General features: G+C 59.7%; 11 protein-coding genes. 9 read left to right on the forward strand and 2 right to left on the reverse strand.

The features are described 5' to 3' along the window. Positions 1-43: 43 nt before the first annotated feature. The 9 genes from ACEWE8_RS13465 to ACEWE8_RS13505 all read left to right on the forward strand — a co-directional run bounded on the left by ACEWE8_RS13465 (position 44) and on the right by ACEWE8_RS13505 (position 13320). Complete coding sequence (locus tag ACEWE8_RS13465; RefSeq protein WP_046785372.1) at positions 44-3610, forward strand: glycosyltransferase; 3567 nt, start codon at positions 44-46, stop codon at positions 3608-3610. A 233-nt stretch (positions 3611-3843) separates the two neighbouring features. After that, positions 3844-4617, forward strand: coding sequence for a glucose-1-phosphate cytidylyltransferase (gene rfbF, locus ACEWE8_RS13470; RefSeq protein WP_046785371.1), 774 nt, complete (start codon positions 3844-3846; stop codon positions 4615-4617). Next, complete coding sequence (rfbG, locus tag ACEWE8_RS13475; protein WP_046785370.1) at positions 4599-5681, forward strand: CDP-glucose 4,6-dehydratase; 1083 nt, start codon at positions 4599-4601, stop codon at positions 5679-5681. Before rfbF ends, rfbG begins: the two co-directional genes overlap by 19 nt. Beyond that, entirely contained in the window at positions 5678-6238 is a 561-nt protein-coding gene (locus ACEWE8_RS13480) for a dTDP-4-dehydrorhamnose 3,5-epimerase family protein (protein WP_046785369.1), read from the forward strand. The genes rfbG and ACEWE8_RS13480 overlap by 4 nt, the downstream gene beginning before the upstream one ends. Beyond that, positions 6235-7461 carry a class I SAM-dependent methyltransferase gene (locus ACEWE8_RS13485; protein WP_046785368.1) on the forward strand — a complete coding sequence of 409 codons (1227 nt, stop codon included), beginning with the start codon at positions 6235-6237 and terminating at the stop codon, positions 7459-7461. The genes ACEWE8_RS13480 and ACEWE8_RS13485 overlap by 4 nt, the downstream gene beginning before the upstream one ends. Next, entirely contained in the window at positions 7458-8336 is an 879-nt protein-coding gene (locus tag ACEWE8_RS13490; protein ID WP_046785367.1) for an NAD(P)-dependent oxidoreductase, read from the forward strand. Before ACEWE8_RS13485 ends, ACEWE8_RS13490 begins: the two co-directional genes overlap by 4 nt. Before the next feature lie 73 nt (positions 8337-8409). Then, a complete protein-coding gene (locus tag ACEWE8_RS13495) occupies positions 8410-9147 on the forward strand; it encodes a cephalosporin hydroxylase family protein (RefSeq protein ID WP_046785366.1) in 738 nt (245 codons plus the stop codon). 24 nt (positions 9148-9171) lie between these two features. After that, positions 9172-12102, forward strand: a complete 2931-nt coding sequence (locus ACEWE8_RS13500) for a TIGR00180 family glycosyltransferase (RefSeq protein WP_046785365.1) — start codon at positions 9172-9174, stop codon at positions 12100-12102. Between the two features lie 279 nt (positions 12103-12381). Then, positions 12382-13320 carry a ketoacyl-ACP synthase III gene (locus ACEWE8_RS13505; protein WP_046785364.1) on the forward strand — a complete coding sequence of 313 codons (939 nt, stop codon included), beginning with the start codon at positions 12382-12384 and terminating at the stop codon, positions 13318-13320. 52 nt (positions 13321-13372) lie between these two features. Here the strand turns inward: ACEWE8_RS13505 and ACEWE8_RS13510 are convergent, their stop codons facing one another. Further along, entirely contained in the window at positions 13373-14095 is a 723-nt protein-coding gene (locus ACEWE8_RS13510; RefSeq protein ID WP_046785363.1) for a TylF/MycF/NovP-related O-methyltransferase, read from the reverse strand. Then, complete coding sequence (locus ACEWE8_RS13515) at positions 14092-14958, reverse strand: hypothetical protein (protein ID WP_046785362.1); 867 nt, start codon at positions 14956-14958, stop codon at positions 14092-14094. Before ACEWE8_RS13515 ends, ACEWE8_RS13510 begins: the two co-directional genes overlap by 4 nt. Positions 14959-15215: the final 257 nt, after the last annotated feature.

Consider the following 15215-nt stretch of genomic DNA (forward strand, 5'->3'; position numbering starts at 1 on the left):
AGAGCGCCCGATCTGGCGCGGTACCTCTCCCCAAGGCCCCAACGTGAACGCACAGCCTCTCGTCAGCATTGTTATCCCGGCTTTTAATCCTCGCTTCTTCGCCATTGCGCTGCAGAGCGCGGTAGGGCAATCGTATGAGCCTCTTGAAGTGGTCGTCTGCGACGACAGCGAGGGGGATGAGATTGAAGCGATCGTGCGTTCGGTGCAGGAACAGAGCGGCAGGCCGGTGAGTTATATGCGTAACCTGCACCGGTTAGGTTTCGTCGGCAACGTGGTGCAGGCCGTGCAAATGGCCTCGGGCGAGTTGGTCAAAGTGCTGTGTGACGACGACCGGCTAATGCCTGCATGCGTGGCGAGTCAGGCAACGATGTTGGCAGAAAATCCGCAGGTCAGCCTGGCGCTAGCGCAGCGTATGTTCGTCGACGAGAACAACTATGTGCTTCCGATGCGCTTGGCCAATGCTCGGTTCGTTGATGCGGACACGCTTTTCGACGGAAACGACATCCTGTCGGTACTCAGCGATAACCCGGCCAACTTCCTTGGCAACTTTTCCGCCGCGATGATTCGGCGCGAGCAGGCGTTGAACCTGTTGAGTGCGTTGACACAGGACGCCCAGGGGTTTGTGGCCTTGCTGGACATGGCCCTGTTCTGCTGTCTGATGCGTGCAGGTCAACTGGCGCTCAGCGGTGATGTGCTGGCGGTCGAGCGCCTGCACAGCGAGCGCTTGAGCAAGCAGTCGGTGGTGGCAGCGTCGCTTGCGCTCGAGTGGAGCTGGTTGCGCCAGATGCTTGAGCAGCGAGGGGGCGAGCAAGCCCCGGCACAAGGTTGGGTGCGCTATCGGCAGCTGTCCGACGCTGCTTTGATACCTGGTCAATGGCAGGAGATGAACCTGGTGCTGCTGCTGGGTAACTGGCAGAACACCATGCACTGCCGTATCGGCAGTGAAAGCGAAAGTTACGCTGAGCTTTATCAGGCATGGATGGATGAGCGTCAGCTCAGTGCTGCGCAACTCAAGCGGCTACCTCGCACCTACATGTCCTGGCCCTGCAGGCCCAGGATCGCCGTGCTGGTGCTTGATCTAGAGGGCAGGCTTGATGAACTCAGCCAAACGCTGAGCAGTGTTCAATCACAATGCTACGCAGCCCAGGATTGTGTGGTGCTATCCGACATTGAAGGTTGCGTTTGGTCCGGTACTACTCAGCATCCTCTTGAAGGTGACTGGGTCAGCCAGGTCAATCAGGTTGTAACCGCGCTGGGCGACAGCGATTGGATTTACCTGCTACAGGCAGGTGACAGGCTTGTTGACTCAGCATTGCTGCTGCTGGCTGAGCGCATTGCGGTGATGCCGGGGCTGGGCTGTATCTACAGCGATGAAGATGCCTGGGTAGACGGTGCTCTCTGTGAGCCGATTTTCAAGCCTGATTTCAACATCGACCTGATGAGAAGCTACCCGTACATCGGGCGAACGTTAGCCTTCGATCGCGCAGCGTTCATCGCGTTCGATGGTCTCGATCCGCGCTTTGCCGACCTGGCGGCGCATGATCTGCTCTGGCGCTTGGTTGAGAGCAAAGGGCCGCAGGTCGTCGAGCACATTGCGGAAATCCAGGTGCATTCGACCCTTGGCTATGCGCAATGGATGTCGCAGGCGTCAGTGATAGCCCAAAGCGAGTGCGTTGTTCATGGGCATTTGAACCGCCTGGGTATTGCACATCATGTGCGTCACGATGAATTGCCCGTGCTGAACAGGATCGACTATCAGCATGCACAGCAGCCGTTGGTGACGCTTCTGGTCTCCTGTGATCAGCCGCTGGAAATACTCCAGCGCTGCGTGATGTCGGTCATGGAGCACACTGCTTATTCGCGCTATGAATTGGTCTTGGTCGCGCCTGGCGAAGTAGATCCCGATGTAGACAGCTGGCTTCAGGCAATGGCCGAAATCGGTGGTGCACTGCTTCGCGTACTGCGTCTGGGCGACGTTGCGGACGTCGGGCAAATGATCAACGAGGCTGGCGCCGTCGCACGTGGCGAATACCTGCTGTTGCTTTCTGCTGGGCTGCAAGTATGCGAGGGCCAATGGTTAGGTGAGCTGCTCAACCATGCTCAGCGTCCTGAAGTGGCCATCGTGGGCGCCAAGGTTGTGGATGTGCACGACAGGGTGGTTCACGCTGGCCTGGTGCTGGGGGGTAGTGGTGGCGTAGGGCTGGTTTGTGCGGGCGAGGATGGCCAGAGCCGTGGATACCTGCAGCGTTTGCAGGTGGCTCAGAACTGGAGTGCGGTGGCAGGCGATTGCCTGATGGTGCGCAAGTCTGTATTCGAAGCGTTGGACGGTTTGGATCTCGCGCAATTTTCAATGGGGTTGGGCGCAGTCGATCTGTGCCTGCGTTCCAGAAATCTGGGGTATCTGGTTGTCTGGACGCCGTATGCTTGCCTGCGTGCTATTGGATCTGTATCAGCGGAGCCCCATGCCGGTGCGACATTTGCGCAGCAATCGGCTTTCTTCGAGCGTTGGCGTGCGCTGGTCGTGCGCGATCCGGCATACAACCCGAACCTAGGGTTGGGGCGCGTCAATTTCAGCCTGGATCCGAGCCACCAAGGTAGCTGGGACCCATTCTGCGCGAGGACGTTGCCTTCAGTGCTGGCGCTGCCTGTGAATGCTTCCGCAGTTGGCGGTTACAGGGTCACCGAGCCATTTTCCCGTCTTGAAGCTGCCGGGCGTATCGTAGGAAAGGTATCGTACGAATCCCCTGACACCGTTCAACTTGCCAGAATGAACCCCGATATCATCGTGGTGCAGCTGCGCCATAACGAAGGCTCGGTTGGCGACATCGAGCGCCTGGCGAAATACTCCAATGCGCGGCGTATTTATGAAATTGACGACTACGTGCTCAAGGCGCCCAAAAAGAACAAGCATGCCCGCAACAAGCCGGCAGACATCGAACAGCACCTGCGTCGTGGCATTGGATTGTGTGATCGCGTTGTTGTGACCACTCAGGCGCTGGCAGATGCACTGGCGTCGATGCACAGTGATTTCCGCGTGGTCCCGAACATGCTTAACCCTCAGGTTTGGGGCGGCTTGAAGAGTGAGCGGGCAACGGCCTCCAAACCAAGGGTGGGTTGGGGCGGCGGCACCAGTCACACGGGAGACCTAGATATCATCGCCGAAACCGTTCGGCTCCTTGCCGATGAAGTTCATTGGGTCTTTTTCGGCATGTGCCCTGATGAACTTCGCCCGTACATGCATGAGTTTCATCCACCGGTAGCGCTGGCTGACTACCCGGCCAAGCTGGCAAGCCTGAATCTGGACCTCGCCCTGGCGCCGCTGGAGTACCATATTTTCAACGACTGCAAGAGCAACCTGCGCTTGCTGGAGTATGGCGCTTGTGGCTATCCGGTGATCTGCACCGATACCGAGGCGTACCGTGGTTACCTGCCTTGCACCCGGGTTTACAGCAATAGCACCAAGGAGTGGGTCGAAGCGATTCGCTCACACCTGGCTGACCCGGCAGCCAGTTATCGCATGGGTGATGAGCTGCGCGATGCCGTGTTACGTGACTTCGTCCTGCGCGATGACAACCTGCGGCACTGGGAGTGGGGCTGGTTGGCGGATTGATCCGCTTCGCTGCACACTGCAAGTGCTTTATAAGGGCCGCGCCGCGGCCCTAGGCGCGCGGCCTTCTTCAGCTCAGTAAGCGCTTTCAGAATCGTGAGCATGTTCTACCCCGTATGATCAAAAAAACCGACTGACCCTTCAGGCAGATTGGCGCATTTCCTGCAGTCACCCTTCGATATCGCCATAAATCCTTCACCCTGGCGGACCGGGGCGCGAAGCACATGAGGAAATCGATGAAGGCAGTCATTCTGGCGGGTGGGCTCGGCACGCGTATCAGCGAAGAGTCACACCTCAAGCCCAAACCGATGATCGAAATCGGTGGCAAGCCAATTCTTTGGCACATCATGAAGCAGTATTCGGCACACGGGATCCACGACTTCGTGATCTGCCTGGGCTACAAGGGCTACGCGATCAAGGATTTCTTCGCCAACTACTTCCTGCATACCTCTGACGTCACCTTCGACATGCGCGCCAACCGCATGGACGTGCACCAGAACTACAGCGAGCCCTGGCGGGTAACGCTGGTCGATACAGGCGAAGAAACCATGACCGGGGGGCGCCTGCGCCGCGTGGCCAAGTACCTGGTAGATGAAGAGGCGTTCTGTTTCACTTACGGTGATGGCGTCTCGGACTTGAACATTGGCGCATTGGTCGACTTCCACCTTGGCCACGGCAAGCTGGCTACCGTTACCGCTGTTCAACCGCCAGGGCGCTATGGTGCACTAGCGCGCGAAGGTAATCTGGTGCGTGGCTTCAGCGAGAAGCCACGCGGCGACGGGGGCTGGATCAACGGTGGATTCTTCGTGCTTTCGCCGAAAGTCATTCCGTATATCGCCAACGACGCCATGCCATGGGAGTCCGAGCCTTTGGCCGCCCTGGCCGAACAAAGCCAGCTGATGTCGTTCGAACACGATGGCTTCTGGCACCCGATGGACACCCTGCGCGACAAGAATCACCTGGAACAACTGTGGAGCAGCGGGGAGGCCCCATGGAAGCAATGGGACTGAACACCGCGTTCTGGGCTGGCAAGCGGGTCCTGGTCACGGGGCACACCGGTTTCAAGGGCAGTTGGCTGGTTCTCTGGTTGCAGAGCCTGGGCGCCCAAGTCACAGGCTTCGCTCTCGACCCGTCGACCGAGCCTAGCCTGTTTGAGCTGGCGCGGGTAGGCGAGGGCATCGATGATCGCCGCGGGGATGTGCGTGATCTTGGCGTGCTACTGGAGCTGGTGGCCGAAGTGCAGCCGCAGATCATCCTCCACCTGGCTGCCCAGCCGCTGGTGCGTGAAGGCTACCGGGACCCACTGGGCACCTATTCGACCAATGTCATGGGTACCCTCAACCTGTTGGAGGCAGTGCGCCAGGTGGGGGGAGTGCGCGCCTGCGTGGTCGTTACAACCGACAAGGTCTACGCCAACCAGGAGTGGGCCTGGCCTTACCGCGAGAACGAGGCGCTAGGCGGCCATGACCCCTACAGCAGCAGCAAGGCCTGCTGCGAGATCCTTGCACAATCCTACGCGGCGTCGTTTTTCCCGGCCGAGCGTCGTGCCGAACATGGCCTGAGCCTGGCCACCGCGCGCGCAGGGAATGTGTTGGGTGGTGGTGATTTTTCGCCGGAACGCTTGATTCCCGACGTGCTCAAGGCATGGTCTGCCGGTGAGCCAGTCACCCTCCGCCTGCCCCAGGCCGTGCGCCCTTGGCAGCATGCTTTGGAGCCGCTGGCAGGCTACCTGCAGCTGGCCGCCGGTTTGTACGAACAGGGTCAGCCCTTTACAGGTGCCTGGAACTTCGGTCCCGGCGATGACGACATGTGCAGCGTCGGCGAAGTGGTGCAGTTGTTGGCCAGCCAATGGCCGCAGTCCCCGGGCGTCAACTTTCAAAAGAGCGACCTGCACGAAGCCGGGCTGCTGCGGCTGGACAGCTCGCGTGCGCGCCATCTGCTCGGCTGGCGCCCACGCTGGACGCTGAACGAATGCCTCGAGCGGACGTTGGGCTGGCACTTGGCCTGGCGCAAGGGCATGGACATGCGTGCGGTCAGCCTGAGCCAGTTGAGCCTATACCAGGAGTCACTGTGAGCCAGTACACCCTACACCCTTTGCCGCTTTCCGGCTTGGCTCGCATTGAGCATCGACGGTTCGAGGATGCTCGCGGCGCCTTTTCGCGGATTTACTGTGAAGGCAGCCTGGAGCGTTTCGGCGCGCCTTTTCACATCCGCCAGGTCAACCATTCGCTGACCCGTGAGCGCGGAAGCGTGCGCGGCCTGCATTACCAGGCGGGGGCGCAGCCGGAGAGCAAGTACATCACTTGCTTGCAAGGCGAGGTATGGGACGTGGTAGTCGACTTGCGTGCCGGCTCGCCGACCTTTCTGCAATGGCATGCTGAACATCTGAAAGCCGGGGAGGGCAGCAGCTTGTTGGTGCCAGCAGGCTTCGCCCATGGCTTCCAGGCTTTGAGCGACGATGCCGAGTTGCTGTACCTGCACAGTGCCGACTACGCCACTGAGCATGAGGGCGGCCTGTCGGTGCACGACCCGCGCCTGGCCATTGCCTGGCCGTTGCCCGTGATCAATCTTTCCTCCCGTGATGAACTGCATCCGTGGCTGGACGACCGTTTTGCCGGAGTGACCTTATGAATTGCCGTGGTTGTGGCAGCGCTTTGCACCTGCCCTTGATTGATCTGGGTACCTCGCCACCCTCCAATGCTTACTTGCGCCCCGATCAACTTGCCGATCCGGAGCAGTGGGTGCCGTTGAAGGTGGCGGTGTGCGAGCAGTGCTGGCTGGTGCAGACCGAGGACTACACCCGCGCCGAGCAACTGTTCGACGCTGACTATGCCTACTTCAGCTCGTATTCCAGCTCATGGCTGGCTCATGCCGAGGCCTATGTGGCCAGCATGGTGGATCGCTTTGCATTGCATGCCGACAGTTGCGTGGTTGAAATCGCCGCCAACGATGGCTACTTGCTGCAGTACGTGGCTCAGCGCGGCATCCGCTGCCTGGGGGTCGAGCCGACCCGCAGCACCGCCGACGCGGCGCGCGCCAAAGGCCTGGATATCCGCGAGGTATTCTTCGGCCGCGACGTCGCCACGGACATGGTTTCCGAGGGCTGGAGCGCCGACCTGATGGCAGCCAACAACGTGCTCGCCCATGTGCCAGACATCAATGACTTTTTGGGCGGTTTTGCCACCCTGCTCAAGCCTGCCGGCGTGGCTACGTTCGAGTTTCCGCACCTGCTGTCGCTGATTGCCGAACATCAGTTCGACACCTTGTATCACGAGCACTATTCCTACCTGTCACTGACGGCGGTACAAAATCTTTGCCAGCGCAACGGCCTGGAAATCTTCGACGTACAAGAGCTGTCGACTCACGGTGGCTCACTGCGGGTGTTCGTACAGCGTGCCGATGGCCAGCGCCGTACGCAGGAGCTTGCTGTCGCCAGGCTATTGGCGCTGGAGGAGCAAGTCGGTGTGCGAAGTGCTGGCTTCTACACCTCGCTGGCCCCTGCTGCCGAACGGATCAAGCTGCAACTCTTGCGTTTTTTGCTCGAGGCCAAGGCTGCCGGAAAGCGTGTGGTGGGCTACGGCGCAGCAGCCAAGGGCAATACCTTGCTCAATTACGCAGGGGTCAGGGCCGACCTGCTGGCCTGGGTTGCCGACGCCAACCCGCATAAGCAGGGCAAGTTTCTGCCCGGCAGCCGCATTCCGGTAGTGGCGCCCGAGCGCCTGGCTTTGGAGCAACCAGATTACGTGCTGGTGCTGCCATGGAACCTGCTGCATGAAATCAGCGAGCAACATGCAGCTATTCGTCAATGGGGCGGGCAGTTCGTTATCGCCGTACCTGAGTTGACCGTGCTATGAGTGAACTGCATGTGCTGGTGACCGGTGCCACTGGCTTTGTTGGCCGACATCTGGTTGCCGAACTGCTGGCCCGTGGTTGTCGTGTGCGCGCCTTGGCGCGCGACGAACAGCGCGCCCGCAGCATGCCCTGGTTCGATCAGGTGCAGTTCGTTGCGGGTGACCTGCAACAGGCGAATGTCGGGCGCGTTGCCCGCTGGGTAGACGGCATTGATGTGCTTGCTCACCTGGCCTGGCCAGGATTGCCCAACTACCAGGGGCTGTTCCACCTGGAGCAGAACCTGATGGCCGACTATCGCTTTATCAAGCAAGTAGTCGAGGCAGGGGTGAGCCAGGTGATGGTCACCGGTACGTGCTTCGAATACGGCATGCAGAATGGGCCACTGGACGAGCAGTGCTCGGCGCGTCCGGCCAACCCGTATGGGCTGGCTAAACATAGCCTGCATCAGTTTCTTCAGGCGCTGCGGCTGCATCATCCGTTCACCTTGCAATGGGCGAGGCTTTTCTACCTGCACGGCGAGGGGCAGAACCCCAACAGCCTGCTGGCCGCGCTTGACCGCGCCATCGACAGTGGAGCGGCTTCGTTCGATATGTCCGCAGGCGATCAATTGCGTGATTTCCAGCCGATTACCCAGGCAGCGAGCCAGTTGGCTGGCCTGCTGCACTGCCGCGATTTTTCCGGCGTGGTCAACTGCGCCAGCGGCCAGCCGGTTGCCGTGCGCAGCCTGGTAGAGCAGCGTTTGCACGAGCGCGGCGCCAAGCTGCACCTGAACCTTGGCCGTTATCCCTATCCGACCCATGAGCCGATGGCGTTCTGGGCGGTTACTGACTGTTTGCGTCAACTGCTGCAACCCACTCTCGAGCCTGAGCGCCGCTAGCGGTTCGGGCTTGAACCGGTCATTCCCGCTGTGCGCGCAGCGCCGGCGGGCCACCCTTTTCAAGAGGCTTCACATGAGCGACAAGACGCCACAACAGGCATTCATCCAAGAATGCCAGGACGAAATCCGCGATCAAGGCAACAATACTGCGCTGCGCGAACTGGCTCAGACGTTCTACAACGAGTCGGCCAAGCACAAATACACTTACCATTTCAGCTGGATGGGCCGCCCGATCATTCAGCTGCCTCAGGATATGGTTGCGATGCAGGAGCTGATCTGGAAGCTCAAGCCAGACCTGATTATCGAATGCGGCATTGCTCATGGCGGTTCGATCATCTACTACGCGTCGATGATGGAGCTCGTGGGGCATGGCGAAGTGCTCGGCATCGATCGCGATATTCGGCCGCACAACCGCGAGGCCATCGAGAGCCACCCGATGTTCAAGCGCATCAGCATGATCGAAGGCTCAAGCATCGATTCGGCTGTGGTTGAGCAGGTGCGGGCGCTGGCTGAGGGCAAGAAGGTGATCGCGGTGCTCGACTCCAATCATACCCACGAGCACGTACTCGCCGAGTTGCGCGCTTACGCGCCGATGGTGTCGCCGGGCAGCTACTGCGTGGTGATGGACACGGTGGTTGAGGATATGCCGGCGGACGCGTTCCCTGAGCGCCCCTGGGGAGTTGGCGACAACCCGCGCACCGCGGTGTGGGCGTATTTGAAGGAAAGTGAGGACTTCGTTATCGATGCCGAAATCCATGACAAGTTGCTGATCACCGTTGCGCGTGATGGCTACCTGCGCCGCGTGCGCTGAACCCTCGAACAGGCAGGAGCAGATATGCAGGTACATCCACGGCACTCAGGTGATGCGTCGTTCAAGGACCGCCTCACACTGGTATTGCTTACCCACAATCGCCCGGAGTTTTTGCGCCGGACCTTGTGTTATTACCGCAACTACCCGGCCAGCATTCTGGTGCTGGATTCGTCGCTGAAGGCGGACGATGGGATTGCTCACGATTACCCAGGCGTCGATTATCGGCATCTGCCGCAGTTTTCCTATACTGCGCTGCAGGACAAGCTGGCTTACGGGGTCAACGAAGTTGTCACACCCTTCATGCTCTTCATGGCAGTTGACGACTTCCTGCTGCAGGACGGCATAACGCGCTCGCTGGAGTTCCTCGAACAGAACCCAGATTACGGTCTGTGCCATGGCTACGGCATGATGTATGTGGCCGGTGGTGCGCAGGTCGAATACTACAAGCGTGACAATCGGGTACAGGAAGACTACTGCTCGGAAGACCCGGAGCAACGCCTGCTCGAGTTCATGGGCCAGTTCCTGCCGCCCTTCTATGCGGTGACCCGCACCGACCTTTTGCAGCAGTGGTATGCGCTGCTGCCGCCGGGGACCAGCTTCGAGTGGCAGGAGATCGGCCATTCCTTCTACCTGCTGGCCAATGCCAAGGTACGAATCCTGCCAATTCCTTTCGCGGTGCGGGAGGGTAATTACGGTGGCTCCGAGCACGGTACCAACGTACTCACGGTGCTTGCCTTGCAGGATGAGAAGTCGCGCCAAGGCCGCGAAAACTTTGCGGCGTTTCTCGCTTCGATTCCTACCGGGCTAAGCAGCAGAGGCACTGAGGCAGTCAAAAATATCGCCCTGGAGAGCTTCAAGTGCATGGCAGAGGGGCTGTTGACCGGACGGGCCCTGCAAGCTTGCCCAATTGTTCGCTCCGAATGGCTGCAGCGGGTGAGCGAGCCCAAACGGATTTTTGGCGAGCAGCAGTTCGTTGAACTGCCGTTTTACAACAAGCCGTTTTTCGATTTGCTGACCGAGATGGAATTCCATATTCACACCATGCCGGCCGGGCGTCTGCAACTCGACGAGCTGGAATCGATCTTGCAGCGGCAATGGCAGTTGCTCCAGGCGCGTGCCAGCGATGATGCGGCTGCGCAGCGCACCCGGCTGTGGGAGGCGCTGGCTATCAGCCCGTTCAACCGCACAGTGGTCGAGCGCCTGCTGGTACTGCTGGAACAGGATGACGATAGCCAGGCTGAGGCCGAGCAGTTGCTTGAGTGGTCGCGTCGGCTGGAGTCGGTTCCTTGCTTCGACAGTCAGACGTTGTTGAGCAGCATGCCGTCGGGGCGCCTGCTCAATTGGCTGAAGGCCCGTGAACCGAGTGCCGAGCAAGCCCGAAAAGCCGCGCAGCGTCTGGAGCTGCATCGCGGCGGCCCAAGTTTCGGCATTCTGCTGCTCGATCTGCAGGATGACATGGTCAAACTTCAGGCGACCTTCGACAGCCTCATGGATGGCCATGCGCGCGCGTTCAAGGTTGTCGTGCTGACCACCGGCGAGCCGCCGGCGGTGACCAAACCGCAACAGACTGTGCACTTCATCAAGGTTACCCAGCAGGACTACGTCCAGCGCATGAACGAGGCTGCCAGGCAGTTGGGCACAGACTGGATCATGTTGGCCGAAAGTGGCGATCGGTTTACCGTGGCTGGCCTAATGCGTGCCGGGCTCGAGTTGCTGGGCGCCGAGGGTGTGCGCGCGGTGGCTATGGATGAGCTTCAGGTTCAGGCCAATGGTTCGCTGAGCGACGTCTTGCGCCCGGGCATCAACCTTGACCTGCTGCAGAGTGTGCCGGGCCAGATGGCTCGGCATTGGTTGGTGCGTCGTGACCTATGGCTGGAAACGGGGGGGTTTGACGCACGATACCCGCTGGCGCTGGAGTTCGACCTGTTGCTGCGCCTGATTGCCCAGGGTGGCATGGCTGGCCTCGCCCATCTGGCCGAGCCGCTGTTGGTCTGCGCGGCGCCGGACAACAGCAGCCACGAACAAGAGCGATCTGTGCTGGCACGGCATGTCGTTCTGCGTGGTTATGCTGCGTCTGTCGGGTCTGCACATCCAGGCACGCTGTCGGTTGAATACCGGCACGAATCGCGGCCGCTGGTCTCGATCATCCTGTACTGCCAGGACAACTTCACGCAATTGCAAGCATGCCTGATCAGCGTGCTGCAGCGCACCCGCTATCAGCACCACGAGATTCTCATCGCCGACAATGCCAGCCAGTCGCCGGAGCTGCGCGAATGGCTCGACAGTTTGCAGGCCGCCGGTGGCCGGGTGCGGGTGATTCGCAGTGAGCTGGCTGTGGTGCCGATCGCGATGGTCAATTTGGCCTGGCAGCAAGCGAGTGGCGAGTACCTGGTGCTGCTCGACAGCGAAGTCGAGGTGCTCAATGCCAACTGGCTGGAAGGTTTGCTCAACCACGCCCAGCGTCCGGAAGTGGGGGTGGTGGGTGGCAAGTTGCTGAGCCCCGAGGGCGCGGTAGCTGAGGCAGGCCTGGTACTGGCGGGGCGGGCGGGGGTGCGCGCGGCATTTGTAGGCGAGGCCAAGGATGCGTCGGGTTACATGAAGCGTCTGCAGGTCGAGCACGGTGTTTCGGCGGTGTCGGGGTGCATCATGCTGGGTGTCGAGCTGCTGCGCGCTGTTGGTGGCCTTGATGAGCAAGCGTCCAGCGTGCGCGCTGCGCAGGTCGACCTGTGCCTGCAAGCGGCAGCCGCTGGCTTGCTCGTCGTCTGGACGCCGCAGGCTCAGGCCGTACGGCATGCCCAGGTGAATGATGATGCGATGGCTTGCCCGCAACTGCGTGAGCGCTGGGCCCATGCCTTGGTTCAGGATGCCTTCTACAACGGCAACCACAGCCGTGACGGCAAGTTGTTCAGCCTCGAGCTGGATGGCCGGGTTGATTGGCAGGCACTGATCGCCTGACTGCTGCGCATAAGCCGCTCAACGCCATGGCTGCCGCTCGGTGCTCATGGCGTTGAAGTTGGGGCTGCTGTGCGGCCCCGATGGCTTTGACAGCAGTGCCCTGCTCGATTCGACAAAAAGAGCGTGACTTAAGAGTCAGAGCGCGCATCTTCACTGTATATTGTCGAAACCGGGAACCGCCGTCGCCCCCGGACAAGACGTCAGGGATCACCGTATCGCCTGGCGTTTTGCCGTTTTGGCCGTAGCGGGTATTTCGCTGTTACTGAATTGGGAAGCCATATGATTGGCATAAAAAGCATCGCCAGTTACGTGCCAACTGAAGGCGTGGACAACTACGCTCAGGGCGCGAAATTCGGCAAGGACCAGGATTTCATCTTTGGCAAGATTGGTTCGACCTTCTTGCCGCGCAAGGAAGCCGCCCAGGAAACCTCCGACCTTTGCGTCGAGGCCGCCAAGAATCTGTTCGCTGCCAATCCATCGCTGGACCCCGCATCCATCGATGCTGTGATCGTCGTTACCCAGAATGGTGACGCTGAAGGCCTGCCGCATACTGCCGCCATCGTTCAGCACAAGCTCGGCCTGCCGACTGCCATTGCCGCTTTCGACATCTCCTTGGGCTGCTCGGGCTACGTTTATGGCCTGTACGCGATGAAGGGCTTCATGGAAGCCGCCGGTTTGAAGAACGGTCTGCTGATCACCGCCGACCCCTATTCGAAGATCGTGGACCCCGAAGATCGCAATACCACGATGCTGTTTGGCGATGCTGCCACAGCGACCTGGATGGGCGAGGGCGCTACCTGGCAGCTGGGCAAGTCACTGTTCGGTAGCGACGGTTCAGGCGCGGAGCACCTGCGCACCACCGACGGCAAGTTTTTCATGAACGGCCGTCAGGTCTACAACTTTGCACTCGTCAAAGTGCCAGCGCACTTGCAGCAGTTGCTTGAGGCAAGCGACCTGCAGGCCAGCGATATCGACCTGTACTGCTTGCACCAGGGCAGTGCGGCGATCGTCGATGCAGTATCGGCGCGCTTTGTCGAAGGTGAGCACAAGCAGAAGTTCGTCAAGGATATGGTCGAGACCGGCAACACCGTGTCGTCGAGCATTCCGCTGCTGCTTGAGAAGCACGTGCTCGGCTCGCAGCACCAGCGTGTGGCGCTCAGCGGCTTTGGTGTGGGCCTTTCTTGGGGATCGGCAATCCTTGAAAAGGCGCCTGAGTAACGATACAGGCTTAGGTCGTCCGATGCGCCAGGCATCGGACGATTTTTCCGGATCAGACCCGGAAGTAGCCAACCGTCGAATCGAACGGCAGGCGTTTGAGTTCGACCTTGTTCAGGTCCAGAACGTCGCGCAATGCGGCGGTTTCGCCGGGGAAGTTGCGGTAGGCGACTTCGTCTAGCACCACGATTGCACCCTTCGGCATGTAAGGCAGGAAGGTTTCCAGCGCTACTTTGGTCGACGCGTAGAGATCGGTGTCCAGAATGAGCATAGCCACCACCAGGTCTGGGCGAGTCTTAACGAAAGCCGGTACAGTTTCCAGGATGTCACCCTTGACGATTTCGCAGCGCGGGATGCGATTGACCGGGCGCACCAGGTCATTGGTGTCAATCATTTCCTGAAGGATCGAGTCATCGGTGTCGGAGAACATCGTTTCGTTGATGTCCGTCGGATCATTTTCCTTGTCGATGCTGGCAAAGCCCTGGAAGGTATCAAAGCCGATGATCGATCGATTGATCGCATACGGTTCCAGAATCATCGACAGGTGCATGTAGAGCATCAGCGAATTGCCTTTGTAGACTCCGCACTCGACGATAGCGCCAGGTACGTCCTGGGCCATCTTGAACAGTTCCATGCGCGACAGCGCGGCGGTGACTGTGATCCGATTAGCGAACACGAACGGCGCATCGGCGACGTACTGGGCGTCTACCTTGTTCAGCACGGTGGCACGTTTTTCGTTGTACTCAACTTCTGCGGCGGTCAGGCGGCGCTTGGTCATGGGTTAACTCCCTGGAATCTAGAAAAGTCGCTGGCGTGGAAAAGGTCTTTGAAGCCGGCGTGAGCGTCTACGCAGCCACTGTCTACGTTGATCGCGCCGCGCTTGTTGATCAGGTCTTGCAAGTGAATCAGGCGAAAATCGACGCTGAAGCGCACCTGGTCAGTGGTGTTGGCAACGGTGCCGTGCAGGTGCGAGCCGCTGAAAATCAACATCTCGCCGCTGTTGCCGGCAATGCGCAGTTCCGAACGCGCATCGATGTCTTCCAATGGCACCGGGTGCACGCGGTTTTCCTGGGTAACGTTGTCCTTGGCCTTGAAGCGTTGCTCTGTAATCCAGTGCTCCAGGCTCCAGCCGTCGGATGAGTTTTTAACCGGCCGGTCGAAGTAGGCCGGGTTGATCATCATGGTCTGCTCAGGCTTAAGCGAATACAGAGGCATCCAGGTGTTGATCTGGCAGTCGACATTGCCATACCAGGTATCGCGATGCGGCTTGTAGGCGTAGCTGACGCCTGCATGCAGATAGTCATAGTTGGGCACTACCCGCACGCGTGGAACGTCGAACAGGTATTCTGCCGGGTCGGCGCCGACTTCTTGAATGAACGCATGGATCAGCGCCTTGGCCTCTTCGCCATTGGTGAAGTGGCGTTTCAGGGCGGTAACACGTTCGATAAAGGTCTCGACCGGCATCATCTTGTGCAGCGACTGATGATCGGTTTCACCCTCAAAGGCTTGAGTGATGCAGTCTCGGGCGAGTGTGCACAGCGCGTGCGCGCTGCGCAGAGAGGTGTCAAGGAAGATGTCACCCCGGTAGATGTCATCGCGAAGAGCTGGCCTGTTTTTCGTCTGATTTATGTGTAGGTTCATGCCTGTATCGAGCTCTTGGAGGGTTCGAGAAGGTATCGGGCCTGTGGTGCTAGGCTCTGTTCGGGTCAGGGCTGCTCGGCTCGGGCGTTCACAGGCTGACAGCGTGAGGTGAAATTGGGATCGGCCGCTTGGCGGGCAACTTTAGAATATGTTGATCGTTTTGGCGCAGTGAATGGCTATGACAGGTCTTGAGCAGGCTATTAGCTGAATGGTTATGGCGAAATGTCTGGTAGCTTCAGTGTCCCTTGTGAATGCAA

Origin of the sequence: Pseudomonas sp. TR47 (genome assembly GCF_044143025.1) — a bacterium.
GTDB classification, from domain to species: Bacteria; Pseudomonadota; Gammaproteobacteria; order Pseudomonadales; family Pseudomonadaceae; genus Aquipseudomonas; species Aquipseudomonas putida_E.